The sequence below is a fragment of the Janibacter limosus NBRC 16128 genome, assembly GCF_001570985.1.
Lineage (GTDB): Bacteria > Actinomycetota > Actinomycetes > Actinomycetales > Dermatophilaceae > Janibacter > Janibacter limosus.
Genome location: NZ_BCSS01000017.1, coordinates 51,006 through 69,322 on the forward strand (window position 1 = coordinate 51,006; position 18,317 = coordinate 69,322).

At 70.4% G+C, this 18,317-nt stretch carries 22 protein-coding genes; 5 read left to right on the forward strand and 17 right to left on the reverse strand.

The window, feature by feature from the left end:
- Position 1: 1 nt before the first annotated feature.
- Positions 2–559, reverse strand: coding sequence for a ribosome recycling factor (gene frr, locus JLI01S_RS08295; protein WP_068262944.1), 558 nt, complete (start codon positions 557–559; stop codon positions 2–4).
- A 76-nt stretch (positions 560–635) separates the two neighbouring features.
- Positions 636–1,364 carry a UMP kinase gene (gene pyrH / locus JLI01S_RS08300; protein WP_068262945.1) on the reverse strand — a complete coding sequence of 243 codons (729 nt, stop codon included), beginning with the start codon at positions 1,362–1,364 and terminating at the stop codon, positions 636–638.
- Positions 1,365–1,554: 190 nt separating this feature from the next.
- On the opposite strand from pyrH, the gene JLI01S_RS17645 reads away from it, so the two are divergent.
- Both JLI01S_RS17645 and JLI01S_RS08310 read left to right on the forward strand, forming a co-directional pair.
- Positions 1,555–3,024 (forward strand): fatty acid desaturase, encoded by a 1,470-nt coding sequence (locus JLI01S_RS17645; protein WP_281177457.1) that lies wholly within the window; start codon positions 1,555–1,557, stop codon positions 3,022–3,024.
- A complete protein-coding gene (locus JLI01S_RS08310) occupies positions 3,021–3,605 on the forward strand; it encodes a TetR/AcrR family transcriptional regulator (RefSeq protein WP_157074877.1) in 585 nt (194 codons plus the stop codon). The genes JLI01S_RS17645 and JLI01S_RS08310 overlap by 4 nt, the downstream gene beginning before the upstream one ends.
- A 68-nt stretch (positions 3,606–3,673) precedes the next feature.
- Here JLI01S_RS08310 and tsf read toward each other — a convergent pair whose 3' ends face one another.
- Together tsf and rpsB are read right to left on the reverse strand one after the other, a co-directional pair.
- Positions 3,674–4,504, reverse strand: a complete 831-nt coding sequence (gene tsf, locus JLI01S_RS08315) for a translation elongation factor Ts (RefSeq protein ID WP_068262950.1) — start codon at positions 4,502–4,504, stop codon at positions 3,674–3,676.
- Positions 4,505–4,555: 51 nt separating this feature from the next.
- On the reverse strand, positions 4,556–5,479 hold the full coding sequence (gene rpsB / locus JLI01S_RS08320) for a 30S ribosomal protein S2 (RefSeq protein WP_068262955.1): 924 nt from the start codon (positions 5,477–5,479) through the stop codon (positions 4,556–4,558).
- Between the two features lie 221 nt (positions 5,480–5,700).
- Here rpsB and JLI01S_RS08325 point away from each other — a divergent pair, with 221 nt between their 5' ends.
- A complete protein-coding gene (locus tag JLI01S_RS08325) occupies positions 5,701–6,858 on the forward strand; it encodes a pyridoxal phosphate-dependent aminotransferase (RefSeq protein WP_068262959.1) in 1,158 nt (385 codons plus the stop codon).
- 85 nt (positions 6,859–6,943) lie between these two features.
- Entirely contained in the window at positions 6,944–7,432 is a 489-nt protein-coding gene (locus tag JLI01S_RS08330; RefSeq protein WP_068262962.1) for a murein hydrolase activator EnvC family protein, read from the forward strand.
- A gap of 7 nt (positions 7,433–7,439) precedes the next feature.
- Here JLI01S_RS08330 and JLI01S_RS08335 read toward each other — a convergent pair whose 3' ends face one another.
- The 9 genes from JLI01S_RS08335 to rplS form a co-directional block, all read right to left on the reverse strand.
- Entirely contained in the window at positions 7,440–8,384 is a 945-nt protein-coding gene (locus JLI01S_RS08335; RefSeq protein ID WP_068262965.1) for a tyrosine recombinase XerC, read from the reverse strand.
- Between the two features lie 46 nt (positions 8,385–8,430).
- Positions 8,431–9,618, reverse strand: coding sequence for a DNA-processing protein DprA (dprA, locus tag JLI01S_RS08340; RefSeq protein WP_084349298.1), 1,188 nt, complete (start codon positions 9,616–9,618; stop codon positions 8,431–8,433).
- Positions 9,615–11,159 (reverse strand): YifB family Mg chelatase-like AAA ATPase, encoded by a 1,545-nt coding sequence (locus JLI01S_RS08345; RefSeq protein WP_068263058.1) that lies wholly within the window; start codon positions 11,157–11,159, stop codon positions 9,615–9,617. Before JLI01S_RS08345 ends, dprA begins: the two co-directional genes overlap by 4 nt.
- Before the next feature lie 2 nt (positions 11,160–11,161).
- Entirely contained in the window at positions 11,162–11,539 is a 378-nt protein-coding gene (locus tag JLI01S_RS08350; RefSeq protein WP_068262967.1) for a YraN family protein, read from the reverse strand.
- A gap of 105 nt (positions 11,540–11,644) precedes the next feature.
- Positions 11,645–11,959, reverse strand: a complete 315-nt coding sequence (locus JLI01S_RS08355) for a DUF2469 domain-containing protein (RefSeq protein WP_068262969.1) — start codon at positions 11,957–11,959, stop codon at positions 11,645–11,647.
- Positions 11,956–12,726 (reverse strand): ribonuclease HII, encoded by a 771-nt coding sequence (rnhB, locus tag JLI01S_RS08360; RefSeq protein ID WP_068263062.1) that lies wholly within the window; start codon positions 12,724–12,726, stop codon positions 11,956–11,958. The genes JLI01S_RS08355 and rnhB overlap by 4 nt, the downstream gene beginning before the upstream one ends.
- Positions 12,727–12,731: 5 nt before the next feature.
- Positions 12,732–13,553, reverse strand: a complete 822-nt coding sequence (lepB, locus tag JLI01S_RS08365) for a signal peptidase I (protein WP_068262971.1) — start codon at positions 13,551–13,553, stop codon at positions 12,732–12,734.
- A gap of 111 nt (positions 13,554–13,664) precedes the next feature.
- Positions 13,665–14,345: a signal peptidase I gene (gene lepB / locus JLI01S_RS08370; RefSeq protein WP_084349299.1), complete on the reverse strand. Its 681-nt coding sequence runs from the start codon at positions 14,343–14,345 to the stop codon at positions 13,665–13,667.
- A 34-nt stretch (positions 14,346–14,379) separates the two neighbouring features.
- Positions 14,380–14,736: a 50S ribosomal protein L19 gene (gene rplS / locus JLI01S_RS08375; protein WP_068262973.1), complete on the reverse strand. Its 357-nt coding sequence runs from the start codon at positions 14,734–14,736 to the stop codon at positions 14,380–14,382.
- A 187-nt stretch (positions 14,737–14,923) separates the two neighbouring features.
- On the opposite strand from rplS, the gene JLI01S_RS08380 reads away from it, so the two are divergent.
- Positions 14,924–15,283: a hypothetical protein gene (locus tag JLI01S_RS08380; protein WP_068262978.1), complete on the forward strand. Its 360-nt coding sequence runs from the start codon at positions 14,924–14,926 to the stop codon at positions 15,281–15,283.
- A gap of 11 nt (positions 15,284–15,294) precedes the next feature.
- On the opposite strand, the gene trmD is transcribed toward JLI01S_RS08380, so the two are convergent.
- The 4 genes from trmD to rpsP all read right to left on the reverse strand — a co-directional run bounded on the left by trmD (position 15,295) and on the right by rpsP (position 17,921).
- Complete coding sequence (gene trmD / locus JLI01S_RS08385) at positions 15,295–16,494, reverse strand: tRNA (guanosine(37)-N1)-methyltransferase TrmD (RefSeq protein WP_068262980.1); 1,200 nt, start codon at positions 16,492–16,494, stop codon at positions 15,295–15,297.
- A gap of 3 nt (positions 16,495–16,497) precedes the next feature.
- A complete protein-coding gene (rimM, locus tag JLI01S_RS08390; protein ID WP_068262987.1) occupies positions 16,498–17,046 on the reverse strand; it encodes a ribosome maturation factor RimM in 549 nt (182 codons plus the stop codon).
- A gap of 94 nt (positions 17,047–17,140) precedes the next feature.
- Positions 17,141–17,383 carry an RNA-binding protein gene (locus tag JLI01S_RS08395; protein WP_068262998.1) on the reverse strand — a complete coding sequence of 81 codons (243 nt, stop codon included), beginning with the start codon at positions 17,381–17,383 and terminating at the stop codon, positions 17,141–17,143.
- Position 17,384: 1 nt separating this feature from the next.
- The gene (gene rpsP, locus JLI01S_RS08400) at positions 17,385–17,921 is read right to left on the reverse strand and encodes a 30S ribosomal protein S16 (protein ID WP_068263003.1); all 537 of its coding nucleotides are present in this window, start codon (positions 17,919–17,921) and stop codon (positions 17,385–17,387) included.
- Positions 17,922–18,317 lie beyond the last annotated feature (396 nt).

Here is an 18,317-nt window from a genome sequence, read left to right on the forward strand (position 1 = left end):
ATCAGACCTCGGAGAGCTCGGCTTCCTTGGCCTTGAGGAGGGTGTCGACGCTGTCCACGTACTTCTTGGTCAGCGCGTCGAGCTCCTTTTCGCCACGGTTGCCCTCGTCCTCGCCGATGTCGCCGTCCTTGACGAGCTTGTCGATCGTGTCCTTGGCAGCGCGCCGGATGTGCCGGATGGAGACCTTGGCGTCCTCGCCCTGGTTGTGCGCCAGCTTGATGTACTCCTTGCGGCGCTCGGCGGTCAGCTCCGGCATGGTGATCCGGATGACGGAGCCGTCATTGCTCGGGTTGGCGCCCAGGTCGGACTCACGCAGCGCACCCTCGATCGCCGTCAACGAGGTCTTGTCGAAGGGACTGATCAGCAGCGTGCGCGCCTCGGGCGTCTGGAAGGACGCCAGCTGCTGCAGCGGGGTCGGCGAGCCGTAGTAGTCGACCAGCACCTTGTTGAAGAGGCCCGGGTTGACGCGCCCGGTGCGGATGCCGGCGAAGTTGTCCTTGGCCACGTCGACGGCCTTGTCCATCTTGTCCTCGGCCTCGAGCAGTGCGTCCTCGATCATGTGCGTGGTCTCCTTGTCCGGCCCCGGGGGCCTCGCGGGCGGCTGGGCCGCAAGTGGTCTGCGGTCAGTCTCTCACTCAGGCATGCACGACGGTGCCGATGGGCTCACCGAGGAGCGCCCGAGTGACATTGCCTGCGCCCTCCATGCCGAAGACGAGCATCGGCAGGTGGTTCTCGCGGCAGAGGCTGAAGGCTGCGGCGTCGACGACCTTGAGGTTCTGCTGGATGGCCTGCTCGTACGTGACGCGCTCGAGCTTGACCGCCTCGGGGTTGGTGCGGGGGTCGGAGTCGTAGACACCGTCGACCCCGTTCTTGGCGATGAGCACCTCGTCGCACTTGATCTCCAGGGCACGCTGGGCGCTCACCGTGTCGGTGGAGAAGAAGGGCATGCCGGCGCCGGCGCCGAAGATGACGACACGGCCCTTTTCGAGGTGGCGGATGGCGCGACGCGGGATGTAGGCCTCGGCGACCTGGCCCATGGTGATGGCGGTCTGGACGCGGGTGTCGACACCCGCGTGCTCGAGGAAGTCCTGCAAGGCGAGGCAGTTCATGACCGTGCCGAGCATGCCCATGTAGTCGGCCCGGCTGCGGTCCATGCCCTGCTCCTGCAGCTCCGCGCCCCGGAAGAAGTTGCCGCCGCCGACGACGATGGCGACCTGGATGCCCTGACCGACGGCGACCGCGATCTGCTCGGCGATCCCGCGGACGACGTCGGGGTTGAGACCGATCTTGCCTCCGCCGAAGGCCTCGCCCGAGAGCTTGAGGAGGACCCTGCGGTCGGCCTGGGGGGTGTTCTGGTCGGTCACGGTGGTGCTCCCTGGGTCGCGTGCGGGTTCGCCCGATCCTTCCACAGGTCGAGACCGCGCGATGACCCTCGTCGCCGGACCCGCGACTTGACATTCGCCTTCCAGTTGTCAAGTGACCGGTCAGTCACTACCGTCGTCCGCACCGGTCTCGTCCCTGCGGCCGGGAGACCTCAACGACGAGGAGCACGACGTGGCGACAGCCCCAGCCGATCCTGACCAGACGATGTGGCGCGACGAGAAGCGATACCTGTGGCTCATCGGTCTGGTCGTTCCCTCCTTGGCCTTCGTCGCCTTCGCCGGCCGGGCCGTGACGGGCTGGTCGTGGTGGTTGTGGCTGGGCCCGATCATCATCCTGGGAGTCATCCCCGCCATCGACCTGCTCGTCGGACGGGACCGGACCAACCCGCCCGCAGAGGCCGTCAAGGCGCTCGAGGCCGACCCGTACTATCGCTGGATCGTCTACGCCTACATCCCCATCCAGTACCTCGGCTTCGCCGCGGCGATGTACCTCGTCGCCCGCGGCAATCCGGTGCCTGACGCCCTCCACACCCTCGGGCTCGGTGCCTGGCTGGACCACCTCCCGGGTGCGATGGGAACCCCCTTCGAGCTGTCCATGATCGAGCGGATCGGCACCTCGATCTCCATCGGCTGCGTCGGCGGGATCGCGATCAACACCGCCCACGAGCTGGGCCACAAGCGGCCGAAGCACGAGCGCTGGTTGTCCAAGGTCGCGCTCGCGCAGAGCGGGTACGGGCACTTCTACATCGAGCACAACCGCGGCCATCACGTGCGGGTGGCCACCCCGGAGGACCCGGCGAGCTCACGGCTCGGCGAGAGCTTCTACGCCTTCTGGCCGCGGACCGTCATCGGTTCCCTGCGCAGCGCTTGGCGGCTGGAGGCGACTCGCCTGCGGCGTCGGGGCAAGTCGGTGCTCCACCCGAGCAATGACGTGCTCAATGCGTGGGCGATGACGCTCGTGCTGTGGGCCGCGATGATCCTCTGGCTCGGCGTCGGCATCCTGCCCTACCTGCTCCTGCAGGGTGTGATCGGCCTGAGCCTGCTCGAGGTCGTCAACTACCTCGAGCACTACGGCATGCGCCGCACCAAGGTCCACCACGGTGATGTGGAGCGCTACGAGCGGGTCCTGCAGAGCCACTCGTGGAACTCCAACAACATCGCCACCAATGTCTTCCTGTACCACCTGCAGCGACACAGCGACCATCACGCCAACCCCACCCGTCGATACCAGGCGCTGCGCGACCACGAGTCCGCGCCCGTGCTGCCCACCGGCTATGCCGGCATGATCGTCCTGGCCCTCGTCCCGCCGCTGTGGCGCCGGGTCATGGACCCGAGGGTCGCGGCGCACTTCGACGGCGATCTGACCCGAGCCAACATCGATCCGCGCAAGCGAGAGTCGATCCTCACCACGCACGCTGCAGATCCACGCCCCGTGGTGTCCCTGGCCCCGGTCCCGACGCAGGCTCCGGACGCCGTCACGGCCGCGACGTGCCCGGGCTGCGGCTACGAGTACCTCGTCGCCACAGGGGACGAGCACGAAGGATTTGCCGCAGGCACAGCCTGGGCGGAGATCCCCGCTGACTGGACCTGCCCGGACTGCGGTGTGCGCGACAAGCTCGACTTCGTGCTGCAGTCGGCATGAGCGACTCCCCGATGCGTGAGCGGATCCTCGACGCGACGGCCGGCATCACGGTCGGTGGCGGCTGGGCGGCCGTGTCGATGGGCAAGGTCGCGTCGGTCGTCGGCGTCAGCCGGCAGACGGTGCACACCGAGGTCGGGACCAAGGCCGAGCTCGCTGAGCTCCTCGTCATCCGTGAGGTCGAAGGCTTCCTCGCCGAGGTCGTCGCGGGCTTCGACGGGGCGCCGGACGTCCCCACCGCGATCGATCGGTCCATCACCCGGGTCCTCGAGCGCTCCGAGGAGAGCGCTCTCGTGCGCGGTGTCGTCGCCGCCGTCCACGGCGCCGACACCGAGCTGCTGCCGCTCCTCACCACCCGACCCGAGCTGCTCCTCGAGCTCGCGACGGCCACGGTCCAGGGGCTCGTCGCCCCCTTCGCGCTGCCGCTGCCCCCGGAGCGGATCGACGCGACGATCGAGGTGATCGTGCGGGTCGCTCTCTCCCAGGTCATGCACCCGACAGGCACGCCCCACGAGGTCGCCGAGCACCTGGCCTGGATGGTGCGGACGGTGCTCGAGGCGCTGCCCCCAGCAGCTGAGGGCTGAGGGTGGACGCGCATGACGAAGGGGGCCGCACCCGTGATCGGGTGCGGCCCCCTTCTGGGGTGCGTCGGTCAGGAACCGACGCGGAAGCGGGCGAACTGGGTGGCGTTCGCACCGGCCTCCTCGAGGACCTTGGCCACGGACTTCTTCGAGTCCTTGGCGAAGGGCTGGTCGAGCAGGACGTTCTCCTTGAAGAAGCCGTGCACGCGACCCTCGACGATCTTGGGCAGGGCAGCCTCCGGCTTGCCCTCCTCCTTGGCCGTCTCCTCGGCGATGCGACGCTCGTTGGCGACGACATCAGCGTCGAGCTCGTCCCGGGTGAGGACATTGGGGCTGAACGCAGCGATGTGCATCGCGACGTCACGAGCCACCTGGGTGTCCCCACCGTCGGTGCCCAGGAGGACTCCGATCTGGGCGGGCAGGTCCGGGCTGGTCTTGTGCAGGTACGCCGAGACCACGGGGGCCTCGACGCGAGCAACCCGCTTGACCTCGATCTTCTCGCCGATGGTGGCGTTGGCCTCGTCAAGGAGCTCCTTGACGGTGGCGTCACCGGCGGGGGCAGCCAGGAGGCTGTCCGCGTCGGTGGCCTTGGCCGCGATGGCCGCGGCGAGGACCTCGTCGGCGAGTGCGCCGAACTTCTCGCCCTTGGCGACGAAGTCGGTCTCGCAGAGGACCTCGACCAGGGTGCCCACGCCGTCGCCGGCCTGAGCGACGACCAAGCCGTTGGAGGCCGTGCGGCCCTCACGCTTGGTGACGCCCTTGAGGCCCTTGATGCGCAGCAACTCCTGAGCCTTCGACTTGTCGCCGTCGGTCTCGTCGAGCGCCTTCTTCACGTCGAGCATGCCGGCGCCGGTGCGCTCGCGCAGCTCCTTGATGTCAGCGGCGGTGTAGTTCTTCGCCATGTGTGTCCCGTTCTCCTTCGTGAGGTGTGACGGTGGTCAGTGAGGGTGTGCTCAGGCCTCGGGCGTGGCCTCGGCGGCCGGAGCCTCCGGGGTGGCCTCGGCAGCAGGAGCCTCAGTAGTCGCAGCCTCGGCCGGAGCCTCGGTCGCAGGAGCCTCAGTCGCCGCAGCCTCGGTCGCGGGAGCCTCGGTCGCGGCGGCGGGGGCGTCGCCCTCACCAGCGAGGAGCTCGCGCTCCCACTCGGCCATCGGCTCGGCCTCGGCGGACGCAGCGTTGGCGTTGCCGCCACCGCGGGTCATGAGACCGTCGGCGACCGCGTCGGCGACGACGCGGGTCAGCAGCGTGACGGAGCGGATCGCGTCGTCGTTGCCGGGGATCTTGTAGTCGACCTCGTCGGGGTCGCAGTTGGTGTCGAGGATCGCGATGACGGGCAGCCCCAGCTTGCGGGCCTCGTCCACCGCGAGGTGCTCCTTCTTGGTGTCGACGATCCACACGGCGGAGGGAACCTTCGCCATGTTGCGGATGCCACCGAGGGTCTTGGTGAGCTTGTCCTTCTCACGGCGAAGGATGAGGAGCTCCTTCTTGGTGTAGCCGGACCCGGCGACGGTGTCGAAGTCCAGCTCCTCGAGCTCCTTCAGGCGCGTGAGGCGCTTGGAGATCGTCTGGAAGTTGGTGAGCATGCCACCGAGCCAGCGGTGGTTGACGTAGGGCATCCCGACGCGCGTCGCCTGCTCGGCGATGGGCTCCTGGGCCTGCTTCTTGGTGCCGACGAACAGGATCGAGCCGCCGTGGGCGACCGTCTGCTTGACGAACTCGTAGGCGTCGTTGATGTAGGTCAGCGACTGCTGCAGGTCGATGATGTAGATGCCATTGCGCTCGGTCATGATGAAGCGCTTCATCTTGGGGTTCCAGCGTCGGGTCTGGTGCCCGAAGTGGACGCCGCTCTCAAGGAGCTGGCGCATGGTGACGACGGCCATGCCGAAGTCCTCTCGTCGAAGGGTTGTCAGTTGTCTCCTGGTGCTCCGGCCCACCCCGCCCGGCCGAGGCCGGGACTGCCGTGGTGTGCCCCGGATTCAGAGAGATCTCGTCATCCGGTGAGGAGCACGCGAATTCACCCAGACAGACTGGGTGTGCCCTCCATCCTACGGCGGGGGTGACGAAGGGAGAAATCCCGGTGGGCTGCTCGTAGGGTCAGGACATGAGCGACCCACTCGTGACCCGTATGCAGCCGTACGCCGAGACGATCTTCGCCACGATGTCGGCGTTGGCGCTGGAGCACGACGCGGTCAACCTCGGCCAAGGCTTCCCCGACACCGACGGTCCGGCCGAGGTCCTCGACGCCGCCCGCGCGGCCATCTCGGCGGGCCACAACCAGTACCCGCCGTCGATCGGCATCCCGGCCCTGCGCGAGGCGATCGCCGAGCACCAGGCGCACCATCACTCCCTTCGTCCTGACCCTGCGGACGAGGTGCTCGTGACCACGGGGGCCACCGAGGCGATCGCTGCCTCGATCCTCGGACTCGTCTCCCCCGGCGACGAGGTCGTCGTCATCGAGCCCTCGTACGACAGCTACTCGGCCGTCATCGCCCTCGCCGGTGGGGTCAAGCGCACCGTGCCCTTGCGCTGGCCGGACCTGTCCCTCGACGCCGACGAGCTGGCCGCCGCCTTCACGGAGCGGACCCGCGTCGTCATCGTCAACAGTCCACACAACCCGACGGGCAAGGTCTTCTCCCCCAGTGAGCTCGAGGTCATCGCGGACCTGGCGCGTCGTCATGACGCGTGGGTGATCAGCGACGAGGTCTACGAGCACCTGACCTTCGGGGTGGCGCACACACCGATGGCGACCCTGCCGGGGATGTGGGAGCGCACGCTGACGATCGGGTCGGCGGGCAAGTTCTTCTCCGTCACGGGGTGGAAGGTCGGTTGGCTCAGCGGGCCGGCCGAGCTCGTGCAGGCCGCCCAGGTGGTGCGCCAGTACCTCACCTTCACCACCGCCTCACCCCTGCAGCATGGCGTCGCCCACGCGTTGAGGATGGGCCCCGAGCCTCTCGATGACCTGCGGGACTCGCTGCGCGCCCGGCACGACCTCCTCGTCGAGGGCCTGGGTGCGGCGGGTCTGGCCGTGCGCCCCTCGCAGGGCACCTACTTCGTCGTGGCGGACGCCGCGCCGCTCGGCGTCACCGATGCGCTGGAGTGGTGCCTCGCGCTGCCGCAGGCCGCCGGGGTCGCTGCCGTCCCGGTCTCCGTGTTCTGCGACGACCCGGGTGACACGGCCACGCTCGTGCGCTTCGCCTTCTGCAAGCGGGACGAGGTCCTCGAGGAGGGCTGCCGCCGGCTGGCCGCCTTCACCGGCTGACCCACAGCCCCGACACGGCGACTCGCTCCGTCCACAGCCCGGCGCTGGGCCTCTCCGGCTGCTGACGAAGGGGGACGCTGGCGACATGAGCGCCTCGCCCCTCCTCGCCCTCCTCATGGCCGGGTCCCTGATCGGCCCGCCACCCCCGCCGTCGGGTGCTACTTGGTCCTGGCCCGTCGGTGACGGCGGCCGCCCGCCTGTCGTGGCGCCCTTCGACGCACCCGAGGAGCGGTGGGGCCCCGGACACCGGGGCATCGACCTGGCGGCCACGCCGGACTCACGGGTCGCCGCCGTCGACGACGGGGTCGTCACACATCGGGGGCGCATCGCCGGCCGGGGAACCATCACGGTCACGCACGCGAGCGGGGTCCGCAGCACCTACGAGCCCGTGGACTCGACGGCCCGCATCGGTGACCGCGTCGAGAGGGGCGAGACCATCGGCCGGATCGGCGACGAGGCCGGCCACTGCATCCCTGCGACCTGCCTCCACCTCGGCGCCAGACGAGGGGCGACGTACCTGGATCCCTTGGCCTTCTTCGGTGCCCAGCGGGTGATCCTGCTGCCGGTGCCGTGAGGCCTCGTCAGGCGCGGGGGTGCGCCTGCTCGTAGCTGCGGCGCAGTCGGTCGAGCGAGACGTGGGTGTAGATCTGGGTCGTGGCCAGGGATGAGTGACCGAGCAGCTCCTGGACCATGCGCAGGTCGGCCCCGCCCTCGAGCAGGTGGGTGGCCGCCGAGTGGCGCAGCCCGTGCGGCCCGACGTCCGGAGCGTCCGGGACATGGGCGAGGAGAGCGTGGACGACCTCGCGCACCTGGCGGGGGTCGACCCGGCGGCCGCGGCGACCGAGAAGGAGCGCCGGCCCGGAGGAGTCCGTGACCACGCGCGGTCGTCCGCGCTCGAGCCACTCCCCCAGGGCCTCGTCCGCCGGAGCCCCGTAGGGGACGACGCGCTCCTTGCGCCCCTTGCCGAAGACGCGCACCACCCGTCGTCCTCGGTCGACGTCGTCGATGTCGAGGCCGGTGAGCTCGCTCACCCGGATGCCGGTTGCGTACAGCAGCTCGAGCACGGCCCGGTTGCGCAGGTGGATCGGGTCGTCGTCGTCAGCGGCCACGGCAGCGACGTCGAGGACTGCGGTGGCACTCTCCCGGCTGAGGACCTCGGGCAGGGTCCGCTGCCGCTTGGGCGAGGCCAGACGGAGCGCGGGGTCCGTCTCGATGCGACCGGTGCGGCGCGCCCACGCACAAAAGGTGCGGATCGCAGCGGACCGCCTCGAGAGCGTGGAGCGGGCAGCCCCTGCCGAGGCGAGGCTCCCGAGCCAGGCCCGCAGCTGGTGCAGGGTGATGTCGGCGAGCGCGTCGCTGCCGTCGCCCGCGCACCAGACGAGGCAGGCGCGGACGTCGCCGGCATATGCCCTGATGGTGTGCTCGGAGCGATCGCGCTCCCGCTCCAGGTAGGTCACGAAGGCATCGAGGCAGTCCTGCACCCAGTCGGGGGTGGGGACCGTCTCGGTCGACTGCGTGACACTCACTCGACCACCGTGCCACGGGCAGCGTCAGCACCGGTGGAGCGACTCGTCACGACGGTCCACGTCCCCGCCGCCAGCCACCGCCGTCGTCCTGCTCCGCCCACCCCTCCACGGACATCACCGACAGCTCGGCGAGCACGTCCTCCACGGGGAGCACGAGCTCGTGGGCCACCGCTCCCACAGACCGGACGGACCGACTGCGCAGCACATCGTGCACGCGCCTCTGGACGGTCGTCATGGCATCCAGCACGCGCGCGGGACCCAGTTGCTCGACGGGCTGGTCGACCGCGTCCCCGACCCGTGCCGCGAGGGCGATCGCATCCGCAGAGTCGGTCACCAGCGAGGCACGTCCCTTCTGGATCCACTCGTGGCAGCCGGCGGAGGACATCTGGGTGACGGGTCCGGGCACGGCACCGATCGGTCGGCCAAGGAACTCGGCCCAGCCGGCGGTGTTGAGCGACCCGGACCGCAGACCGGCCTCGACGACGACGGTGGCCGCGGCCACTGCCGCGATGATCCGGTTGCGTGCGAGGAAGCGGTGCCGCATCGCGACCGTGCCGGTCGCCAGCTCGGTGATGACAACCCCGCGCTCGGCGACGGCATCGACGAGGCGTCGGTTGCCCTCCGGGTAGGCCCGGTCCGGGCCACACGGCAGGACAGCGACAACCGGGCCCTCGACCGCCAGCGCACCCTGGTGGGCCGCGGCATCGATGCCGTAGGCGGCCCCGGAGACGACGGTCCAGCCGCGAGTGGCCAGCCCGGCGCCGAGCTCGCGGGAGATCGCCTCCCCGTATCCCGTGCTCGCCCGCGAACCCACGACCGCAACGGCCCGCTGGACCAGGTCGGCCAGACACCCCTGGCCCCGCACATGGAGCAGGTGTGGCTCGATGTCCTGCTGGGACAGGGCCAGCGGCCAGTCGGCATCGCCCGGGATGACCACTCGTGCCCCCGTGCGAGCCACTCGGTCCAGCTCGGCCTCGACGTCGACGGATGCCACGTGTGCCCGGGCACTCGCGCACTTCGGCAGGTCACCGTCGACCAAGCGGTGCCAGGCCTGGACATGACCGATGCGCAGCACCTCGGTGAGGAGGTGCAGCCGGACATCACTGGCGCGCTCACGACGATTTTCGAGGACACGCGACCAGGCCACCCGAGCCCGGCGCTCATCCGTGCCGACCTGGGCATGGGCTCGTGACACCTCCGTCGGGGTCGGCTGCGATCCGCCTCGGCTGCTCATGCCGCCACCGCTCCTTGGGTGCGGTACATCAGGGCCAGCCCCACATCGGTGGCGCTCGGCGTGGGCCGGCCGTTGAGGTCGGCGCTCGTCCACGCGAGCCGCAACACCCGGTCGTATCCCCGCAGGGTGACCTGCCCGAGGTCAAGCGCACGGTCCAGGCCCGAGGTCGTGACCGACGGGAGCCGCCATGGTGCGCGACGCAGAACCGGGCCCGGGACCTGGCTGTTGAGCTGCCAGCCGTGCGCCTCCCATCGGCGGCGCTGAGCGGCGCGGGCGAGCAGCACCCTCTCGGCCACCGCTGCGCTCGAGTCCGACGGGGCCTCGTGGAGCTCGGCCAGGCTGACCTTGGGCACCTGCACCTGGATGTCGACGCGATCGAGCAGCGGCCCACTCAGGCGAGCCGCGTACGCACGCCGCTCGGTCGGCCGACAGCGGCAGAGCAGACCCTTGCCATGGCCCTCGCCGCACGGGCACGGGTTGGCCGCCAGCACCAGTTGCACCCTCGCCGGGTAGGCCACCTGCTCACGAGCACGGGCGATCACGACCTGGCCGGACTCCAGCGGCTGGCGCAGGGCCTGCAGCACCGCGCCGCCGAACTCGGCGGCCTCGTCCAGGAAGAGCACTCCGTGGTGGGCCTGGGAGACCGCGCCGGGCAGCACCACACCCGTCCCGCCACCCACGAGCGCGGCAACGCTCGCCGAATGGTGTGGAGCGACGAAGGGAGGCTGCAGATCGATGCCCGATGTGGGCATCGCGCCGACGAGTGAGCGCACTGCGAGGGTCTCGAGCGCCTGCTCCCGGGTCAGCGGCGGCAGGATCGTCACGAGCCTCTCGGCAAGCATGGTCTTGCCCGACCCCGGGGGTCCGTTGAGCAGCACGTGGTGACCGCCGGCAGCCGCCAGCATGAGCGCCGCCAGCGCCTCGTGCTGCCCGGACACGTCAGCGAGGTCTAGCCGCCGTCCGCCGTCCTCACAGGCGGAAGGATCGTGCGGTCTGGCGGCCGCCTCCGGGTATCTGCCGCCACGCGCGATCCGGCTGTACCCACGCACCAGCTCCTCCAGCGTCCGAGCGGTGCAGACACGCACTCCCTCGACCAGCTGGGCCTCCGTCACGTCGTCCGGCGCCACGACCACCTGCTCGCACCCCGCCCGCTGCGCCGCGAGCACGGCCGGCAGCACGCCGGCCACATGACGCAGCCTGCCGTCGAGGCCCAGCTCGGCCACGTGCGCGACGGGGCGCACCGCATCGACAGGCAGCTCGCCACAGGCGGCGAGTGCTGCCACCGCGATGCCGAGGTCGAAGCCGGTGCCGTGCTTGGGGATCGCGGCAGGTGACAGGTTGAACGTCAGCTGACGCGAGTTGAGGGAGATCCCCGCCGAGATGGTGGCCGCGCGCACCCGCTGTGGGGCCTGGCGCAGGGCCGTGTCGGGCAGCCCGCTGATCTCGAAGCAGGGCAGTCCCTGGCCCACGTGGCACTCGATGTCGACGAGGTGCCCGGAGATGCCACGCAGGGCGACACCACGGGTCACGCCCACACTCATCGTCACGCCCCCACGACGTGCTGGACGGCGTAGTTGCCGTCAGGGTCGCGGTGCAGAGCGACGATGTCGATGCGCACCCCGCGGGCGGACACCTCGTGCACCGCGAGCCACCGCCCGGCGAGGCGTCGCAGACGGCCCAGCTTTGCCCGGGTGATGGCCTCGATGGGCTCACCGAAGGCGCGGCTGCGTCGGGTCTTGACCTCGCACACGACGATCGTGTCGCCATCGCGCAGGACCAGGTCGATCTCCCCTGCGCTGCACCGCCAGTTGCGATCCAGCACCTGCATGCCGGCTCTCGTCAGATGGCCCTCGGCAAAGGCCTCTCCATCGGCTCCCACGCTGGCCCGTGTGGGCTGCGTGTCGGTCCTCGTGCGGGTCATCGGCGACCACCTCCGAGACCCAGTCAAGGGCTGCAGCACGGCGGTCGCGAGGCTCCTCGACGGGCTGGGGATGACGTCACGGCCCACGATGGGCCTGTGGACGGGCTAGAAGCCGCCCTCAGGCATCTCGAGCTCGGACTTGGCCAGCTCCTCGACGTTGACGTCCTTGAAGGTGACGACCCGCACCTGCTTGGCGAACCGCGCCGGACGGTAGATGTCCCACACCCACGCGTCCTGCATCGTCACCTCGAAGTAGACCTCGGCGCCCTCGCCACGCACCGAGACGTCCACGCTGTTGGCCAGGTAGAACCGTCGCTCGGTCTCGACGACGTGGCTGAAGAGGTGCACGACGTCCCGGTACTCGCGATAGAGCGCCAGCTCCATCTCGGTCTCGTACTTCTCCAGGTCCTCCGAGCTCACCGGGACCTCCCTTCGCTCACCGTGCCGGCGAGGAGATCACGTCCCTCGCCCGGTCCTTCCTCATCATCTCCCACGACGACGTCGTCGGTGACGACCGGGGTCACCCCCGGCAAGGACCACGACCGACGGTGCTCGCCGCACGGACCGTGCACCCGCAGGGCATCCAGGTGGACACTCGCCGAGTACCCCTTGTTGTGCTCCCAGCCGTAGTGGGGGTGCACGTCCGCGAGCTCGACCATCCGCTGGTCGCGCTCCACCTTGGCCAGGACGCTGGCGGCCGCGACCGTGCTGCACCGCATGTCGGCCTTGATCATCGTGCGCACCGGCGGCAGGGTGCGTCCGGATGCGCCGAGCTCGGCGAAGAGGCCGACCTCCTCGGGGTGGGTCAACCAGTCGTGGTTGCCGTCGAGCAGCACGAGATCAGGGACGACCTCGAGCTGGGCCAGCGCCCGCGTCCCCGCCAGGCGGAGAGCGGCGATGATCCCGATCTCGTCGATCTCACCCGGCAGCGCGTGGCCGACGGCGTGCGCCAGCGCCCAGCGCCGCAGTCGCGGGACCATCGCCTGGCGTGCCGACGGGGTGAGCAGCTTGGAGTCGCGGACCCCGGCTGGGGCCGTGCGACAGGTCTCGTCGATGACGACCACTCCGACGCTCACCGGGCCGGCCAACGAGCCGCGCCCCACCTCGTCCATCCCGGCGAGCACCCGGTGCCCGGCCCGCTGGAGCTCACGCTCGACGCGCAGGCTGGGTCGCGCAGGGCGTCGGATCCCGGTCACGACGTGTGCGGCTCGCCCGGCGGCGGGCCGAGGGAGCGGTTGCTCCCCGCGTCAGGCACCTCACTGTAGACGTCCTCGTGCGTGGACAGCCGCGACATGCGGTCGAAGGGCCAGACGGTGACGGCGGCCTTGCCGACGACGAGGTCGAGCGGCACCGCGCCCTGGCTGCCATGGCCGCCGGGGTCGTGGTAGCGCGAGTCGGAGGAGTCGCTGCGGTTGTCACCCATGACCCACATGCGGCCGCTCGGGACGGTGATGTCGAACTCCATGTCGCTGGCCGTGACACCCGGCTTGAGGTAGGCGCTCTCGTCGATCGGCTCGCCATTGACGAGCAGCCTGCCCTCGGCGTCGCAGCACTGCACATGGTCACCGGGCATGCCGATGACTCGCTTGATGAGGTGCCCCTCCGAGGTGTCGGGCAGGAGGCCGACGAACATCAGGGCGTCGCGCACGCCGTTGAGCACGGCACCGTGGTTGGTCACCGGGACCGGGCTGAGCCAGTCACCCGGGTCCTCGAAGACGACGATGTCGCCGCGCTTGAGCTCGAAGGGTCCCGGCGTCAGCTTGGAGACGACGACCCGGTCACCGACGAGCAGCGTGTCCTGCATCGACTCGCTCGGGATGAAGAAGGCCTGGATGAGGAAGGTCTTGACGACGAAGGACAGCGTCAGCGCCATGGCGAGGACCACGACGATCTCCCGCACTGCTGCGCCCAGGCGGGCCATGACGCCGCGCTCGTCACGGGCACGCTCATCGCGGGCACGGTCCTTGTGCTCGTCCTGCGCCTCTGCGTGCGCCGAATCAGGATCGTGTGCCACGGGTCTCTTCCTCTACCGCGCCCGGTGAATCGGGCGCCCTGACGAACCAGTATGCGTGCTGATGCTGCTCGCGGACGTCAGCGCGGATGCACGTGTCCTCGCGGGGCCGGCTCAGCGCTCGAGCCCACCGATGCGGTCAAGCGGCCAGTAGCGCCACGAGACGTGGCCGACGACGTCCTCGATCGGCACCATGCCTCCACCCGGATCGCCGAGGTGGTCCCGGGAGTCGGCCGAGTCGCTCCGGTTGTCCCCGAGCACGAAGAGGCGTCCCTGCGGGACCTTGACGTCGAAGGGTGTGTCACAGGCCGAGGTGCCGGGCGCCAGCCACGGCTCCTCCACCCGCTCGTCGTTGACGACGAGCCCTCCCTCGGGGGTGCAGGCCACGTGGTCGCCCCCGACGCCGGCGACCCGCTTGAGGAAGTCCTGCTCCCCCAGGTCGATCGACAGCGTGGCCGCGGCGCCGGAGAGGACCCGCCCGATGAGCCCGTCCGAGGCGAAGGGGGTGCGGTCAGCCGTCGCGAAGGTGTCCGTCCCGTCGAAGACGATGAGATCGCCGCGCTCGACGTGCGAGGCCCCGATCTTGGTCACGACGACCCGGTCGCCGGGAGCGATGGTCGGTGCCATCGAGGCGCTCGGGACGTGGAAGGACTCCATGACGAAGATCCGCAGGAGCATGACGAGCAGGACGGCCACCCCGATCTCGAGCAGGAGGCGGCGTGCGGGACGCACGTCGACCCCCGCCGGAGATCCGGCGGGGGTCGAGGAGTCATGCTGCGCGGGCTCGGTCGACATCGGGGTCAGCCTAGGGCCCGCACGCTGGCGAGGGTCAGTTCGCGGGGGTGTCGCGACGCTCGCGGATGCGAGCAGCCTTGCCGCGCAGGTTGCGCAGGTAGTACAGCTTGGCGCGGCGGACATCGCCACGGCTCGCGACCTCGATCTTCTCGATGACCGGGGTGTGCAGCGGGAAGGTGCGCTCCACGCCGACGCCGAAGGAGACCTTGCGGACGGTGAAGGTCTCGCCGATGCCGCCGCCGTGGCGACGGATGACGACGCCCTGGAAGAGCTGGACACGCGAGCGGCTGCCCTCGATGACCTTGACGTGGACCTTGACGGTGTCGCCCGCCCGGAACTCGGGGATGTCGTCCCGCAGGGACGCCTTGTCGATCTCGTCGAAACGCTGCATGGCGCTTGTCGCTTTCCTGCGAACGCCACAGGCCGTCCGCCCTCGTCAGTAATGTATGAGGTGTCGCGCCCACCGCCGCGTGCCGTGGGTCGGGTCCGCACATCGTGAGGACCCAGGTCTCGGCACTCCCCCTGTGGCAGGGGCGGTGTCATTGAGCGCGATGTCCGATTCTGCCAGAGGGGAGCGCGTGACCAGAAATCGTGGTGGGTCCCATCGCCGCCGTCAGGACGCGGAGGGGGTCACCTGGCACCCCGTCGGCGGCCTGCTCACCCTGCTCCTCGTGGCACCCGCTGCAGCCGTCCTCACCTCCCGCATCCGCGGCCTCATCGAGATCGACCAGCCCGGCGGGACCGGCTGCGTCGGCACCGAGGCCCTGTGGCCGGTCCTGCAGCTCGGGCTACCGGCCATCGCGATGGCCATCACGATCCCGATCGCGCTGCTCTCGCTGGCGCACCGGGCGCGGGGCTGGGTCTGGCTGGCCGCTGCCCTCGTCGGCACGGTCCTGCTCGAGATCGTCCTCCGGCTGTGGGTACCCGGCTGCGTCTGAGGAAGGTCCGCTCAGCGCCGCAGGGGCCGACTGAGGTCCACGGTCCCCGGCCCCTCGCCGGGCCCGATCACGCGGTAGCCCGCCTTCTTGTACATCTTCAGCAGGCGCGGCTGATCGGCCCCGGTGTTGAGCCACAGCCGGGTGATGTCAGAGGGAGCCAGTGCCTCGGCATGGGCGAGCAGAGCGCGGCCCAGGCCCTGATGCTGCAGATCGGGCGCGACCATGAGGCGTCCGATCTGCCACGTCGTCGGCTCGGCCGGATCCCGGCGCACCCGGACCGACATGACCAGCCGCCCCCCGGAGCGGAAGACATGGGTCGTCCACTGCTCCAGGCTGTCGGCCACCGCGGACGCATCCTCGGCCGGCGCGCCCCACCAGTGCTCCGCCGGCGTCACCATCTCGGCCCAGCAGGCCCGCTGCAGGACCGCCAGCTCGGCCGCGTCGGCCCGGCTGGCGACCGCGTGGTCGAGGCCAGCGAGCTCGTGCGTGGTCGCGGCCACGTGCAACAGGTCCGGGCGGCGCGCTGCGGTGCGGGCGAGGCGCTGCTCGTGCCGCCACTGAGCGACGGCACCGTGGTTGCCCCCGAGGAGGACCTCCGGGACGGCCCGCTCCACCCCGTCGGCGCCGGCCCACACGGACGGCTTGGTGTAGATCGGGTACTCGAGCAGACCCCCTTCGTGCGACTCCTCGACGAGCGACTCGGCATTGCCCACGACTCCCGGCAGGAGCCGGCCGATGGCCTCGACCATCGCCAGGACAGCGACCTCGCCGCCGTTGAGCACGTAGTCGCCGAGGGAGACCACGCGCACCTCCATGCGCTCGGCAGCCCACTCGTAGACGCGCTCGTCGATGCCCTCGTACCGGCCACAGGCGAAGGCCAGCCAGGGCGCGTGCGCGAACTCCTTGGCCATCGTCTGGCTGAAGCGCTCACCGCCGGGTCCGGGGACGATCAGCACCGGCGCCGCTCCGGTGGTCTCGTCCGCGGAGTCGAGCACGTGGGTGAGCGCCTCGCTCCACGGCTGGGCCTTCATGACCATGCCCGCACCCCCGCCGTAGGGGGTGTCGTCGACCGTGCGGTGCCGGTCGTGGGCGAAGCCGCGCAGGTCGTGCACGCGCAGGTCGATCAGGCCGTCACGTCGGGCCTTGCCGATGAGTGAGATGTCGAGGGCGTCGAGGTACTCCGGGAAGATCGAGACGGCGTCGATGCGCACGGCTCACTCCCCCTTCGCGTCGAGGTCGAGGAGGCCGGGGGGCGCGTCGACGACCACCCGACCGGCCTCGGGGTCGACCTCCGGCACGATCTCCTCGACGAAGGGGACCAGCGCCTCCTTGCCATCGGGCCGGCGCAGCCGGAGCCGGTCCTGGGCGGCGCCGAGCTCCAGGGCGACGACCTCACCGAGGACCGTCCCCGCCGGGTCGACCACCTGCAGGCCCACGAGGTCCTCCTCGTACCAGCCCTCGTCGTCCTCGGTGGGGTCCGGCTGGTCGAGAGCGAGCACCAGACGCGTGCCACGCAGCGACTCGGCGCCGGTGCGGTCGGGGATGCCCTCGAAACCGAGCAGCCAGACGCCCTGGTGCACGCGGGTCGTGGCGAGCGTCAGCTGACGGGGCACACCGGAACCCTCCTGGGCACGCGTGTCGAAGACGACCCCGGGGACGAAGCGCGCCTCCGGGTCATCGGTGTGCAGCTGCACGGTGACCTCACCACGCAGCGCGTGGGGCTTGCCGATGCGGGCGACCACGTGGCCATCGGTGCGAGTCATGCGGGACAACCTATGCAGCCGGGCCCCGACATGGCGAATGGCCGCCCTCCCCGGAGGGATGGCGGCCATTCGACCATGAGGTCAGCGCTGGGTCTCAGCGCTCGCGGTCGGTGTCGACGATGTCGATCCGCACATTGTCGCCGCCACCGAGAGCACCGAGGACGGTGCGCAGCGCGGAGGCGGTCCGGCCGGAGCGACCGATGACACGGCCGAGGTCATCGGGGTGCACGCGCACCTCGAGGATCTGCCCGCGACGCAGGTTCTTGCTCCGCACGACGACGTCGTCCTTGTGGTCGACGATGCCGGTCACCAGGTGCTCGAGCGCCTCGTCGAGCATCTCAGGCCTCGGTGGTGGTCTCGGCCTCGGCCGGAGCGTCCTCGGCCGGAGCCTCGGCAGCAGCCTTCTCCTCGGCAGCCTTGGCGTCGGCCGCAGCCTTGTCCTCGGCAGCCTTGGCGTCGGCCGCCTTCTTGTCAGCGGCCTCCTTGTCGGCCTTCTTCTTCGCGGTGATGGCCTCGTGCTCAGCACCCTCCTTGTCGGAGGACGCGAGGGCAGCCTCGTAGAGGTCCTTCTTGGAGGCCTTGGGCTCCTTGACCTTCAGGGTGCCCTCGGCGCCGGGCTCGCCCTTGAACTTCTGCCAGTCACCGGTGACCTTGAGCAGCGCGGCGACGGCCTCGGTGGGCTGGGCGCCCTGAGAGAGCCAGTGCTGGGCGCGCTCGCCGTCGATCTTGATGACCGAGGGCTCCTCGGTGGGGTGGTACTGACCGATCTCCTCGATCGCACGACCATCGCGCTTGGCGCGGGAGTCCATGATGACGACGCGGTAGAACGGCTTGTGGATCTTGCCCATACGCTTCAGGCGGATCTTGACGGCCACGTGAGTGGTCCCTTCAGTCATGAGCACGGCGAGACCGTGCGCTGGTCGCACGGGGTATCGAGCTCGGGGTGTAGGCATCCGGCGCGCAGGAGAGATCACCGGCACGGACGGGTACGCAGGGGATTCTTCCACGGGGGCGCTGCAGGGCCAAAACAGGACGACGAAGCGTCACCCCACAGGCCCCGTCAGTTGCTCTCGTGGCCATCGTGAGGTCGCTCGCCCCCTCTTGACTGACCCTCGTCCCGGTCTCCCTCGCCCGGTGACGACACACTGATCAAGGAGAGCATGTCCGTGAGCACCGAGTACTCCCCCTTCGTCCAACGACGCTCGATCATCCAGGGCGCCGCCGCCCTCGCGGCCCTCGGCCCGCTGGGCGCCCTCGGCGCGCGCACCGCC

Coding starts and splice junctions, on each gene's coding strand:
- frr (WP_068262944.1), bottom strand. CDS start 559: ATGATCGAGGACGCACTGCTCGAGGCCGAGGACAAGATGGACAAGGCC.
- lepB (WP_084349299.1), bottom strand. CDS start 14,345: ATGTCGACCGAGCCCGCGCAGCATGACTCCTCGACCCCCGCCGGATCT.
- tsf (WP_068262950.1), bottom strand. CDS start 4,504: ATGGCGAAGAACTACACCGCCGCTGACATCAAGGAGCTGCGCGAGCGC.
- rplS (WP_068262973.1), bottom strand. CDS start 14,736: ATGCAGCGTTTCGACGAGATCGACAAGGCGTCCCTGCGGGACGACATC.
- dprA (WP_084349298.1), bottom strand. CDS start 9,618: ATGAGCAGCCGAGGCGGATCGCAGCCGACCCCGACGGAGGTGTCACGA.
- rimM (WP_068262987.1), bottom strand. CDS start 17,046: ATGACTCGCACCGATGGCCACGTGGTCGCCCGCATCGGCAAGCCCCAC.
- JLI01S_RS08310 (WP_157074877.1), top strand. CDS start 3,021: ATGAGCGACTCCCCGATGCGTGAGCGGATCCTCGACGCGACGGCCGGC.
- rpsB (WP_068262955.1), bottom strand. CDS start 5,479: ATGGCCGTCGTCACCATGCGCCAGCTCCTTGAGAGCGGCGTCCACTTC.
- JLI01S_RS08395 (WP_068262998.1), bottom strand. CDS start 17,383: ATGCTCGACGAGGCGCTCGAGCACCTGGTGACCGGCATCGTCGACCAC.
- JLI01S_RS08350 (WP_068262967.1), bottom strand. CDS start 11,539: ATGACCCGCACGAGGACCGACACGCAGCCCACACGGGCCAGCGTGGGA.
- JLI01S_RS08330 (WP_068262962.1), top strand. CDS start 6,944: ATGAGCGCCTCGCCCCTCCTCGCCCTCCTCATGGCCGGGTCCCTGATC.
- JLI01S_RS08325 (WP_068262959.1), top strand. CDS start 5,701: ATGAGCGACCCACTCGTGACCCGTATGCAGCCGTACGCCGAGACGATC.
- JLI01S_RS08345 (WP_068263058.1), bottom strand. CDS start 11,159: ATGAGTGTGGGCGTGACCCGTGGTGTCGCCCTGCGTGGCATCTCCGGG.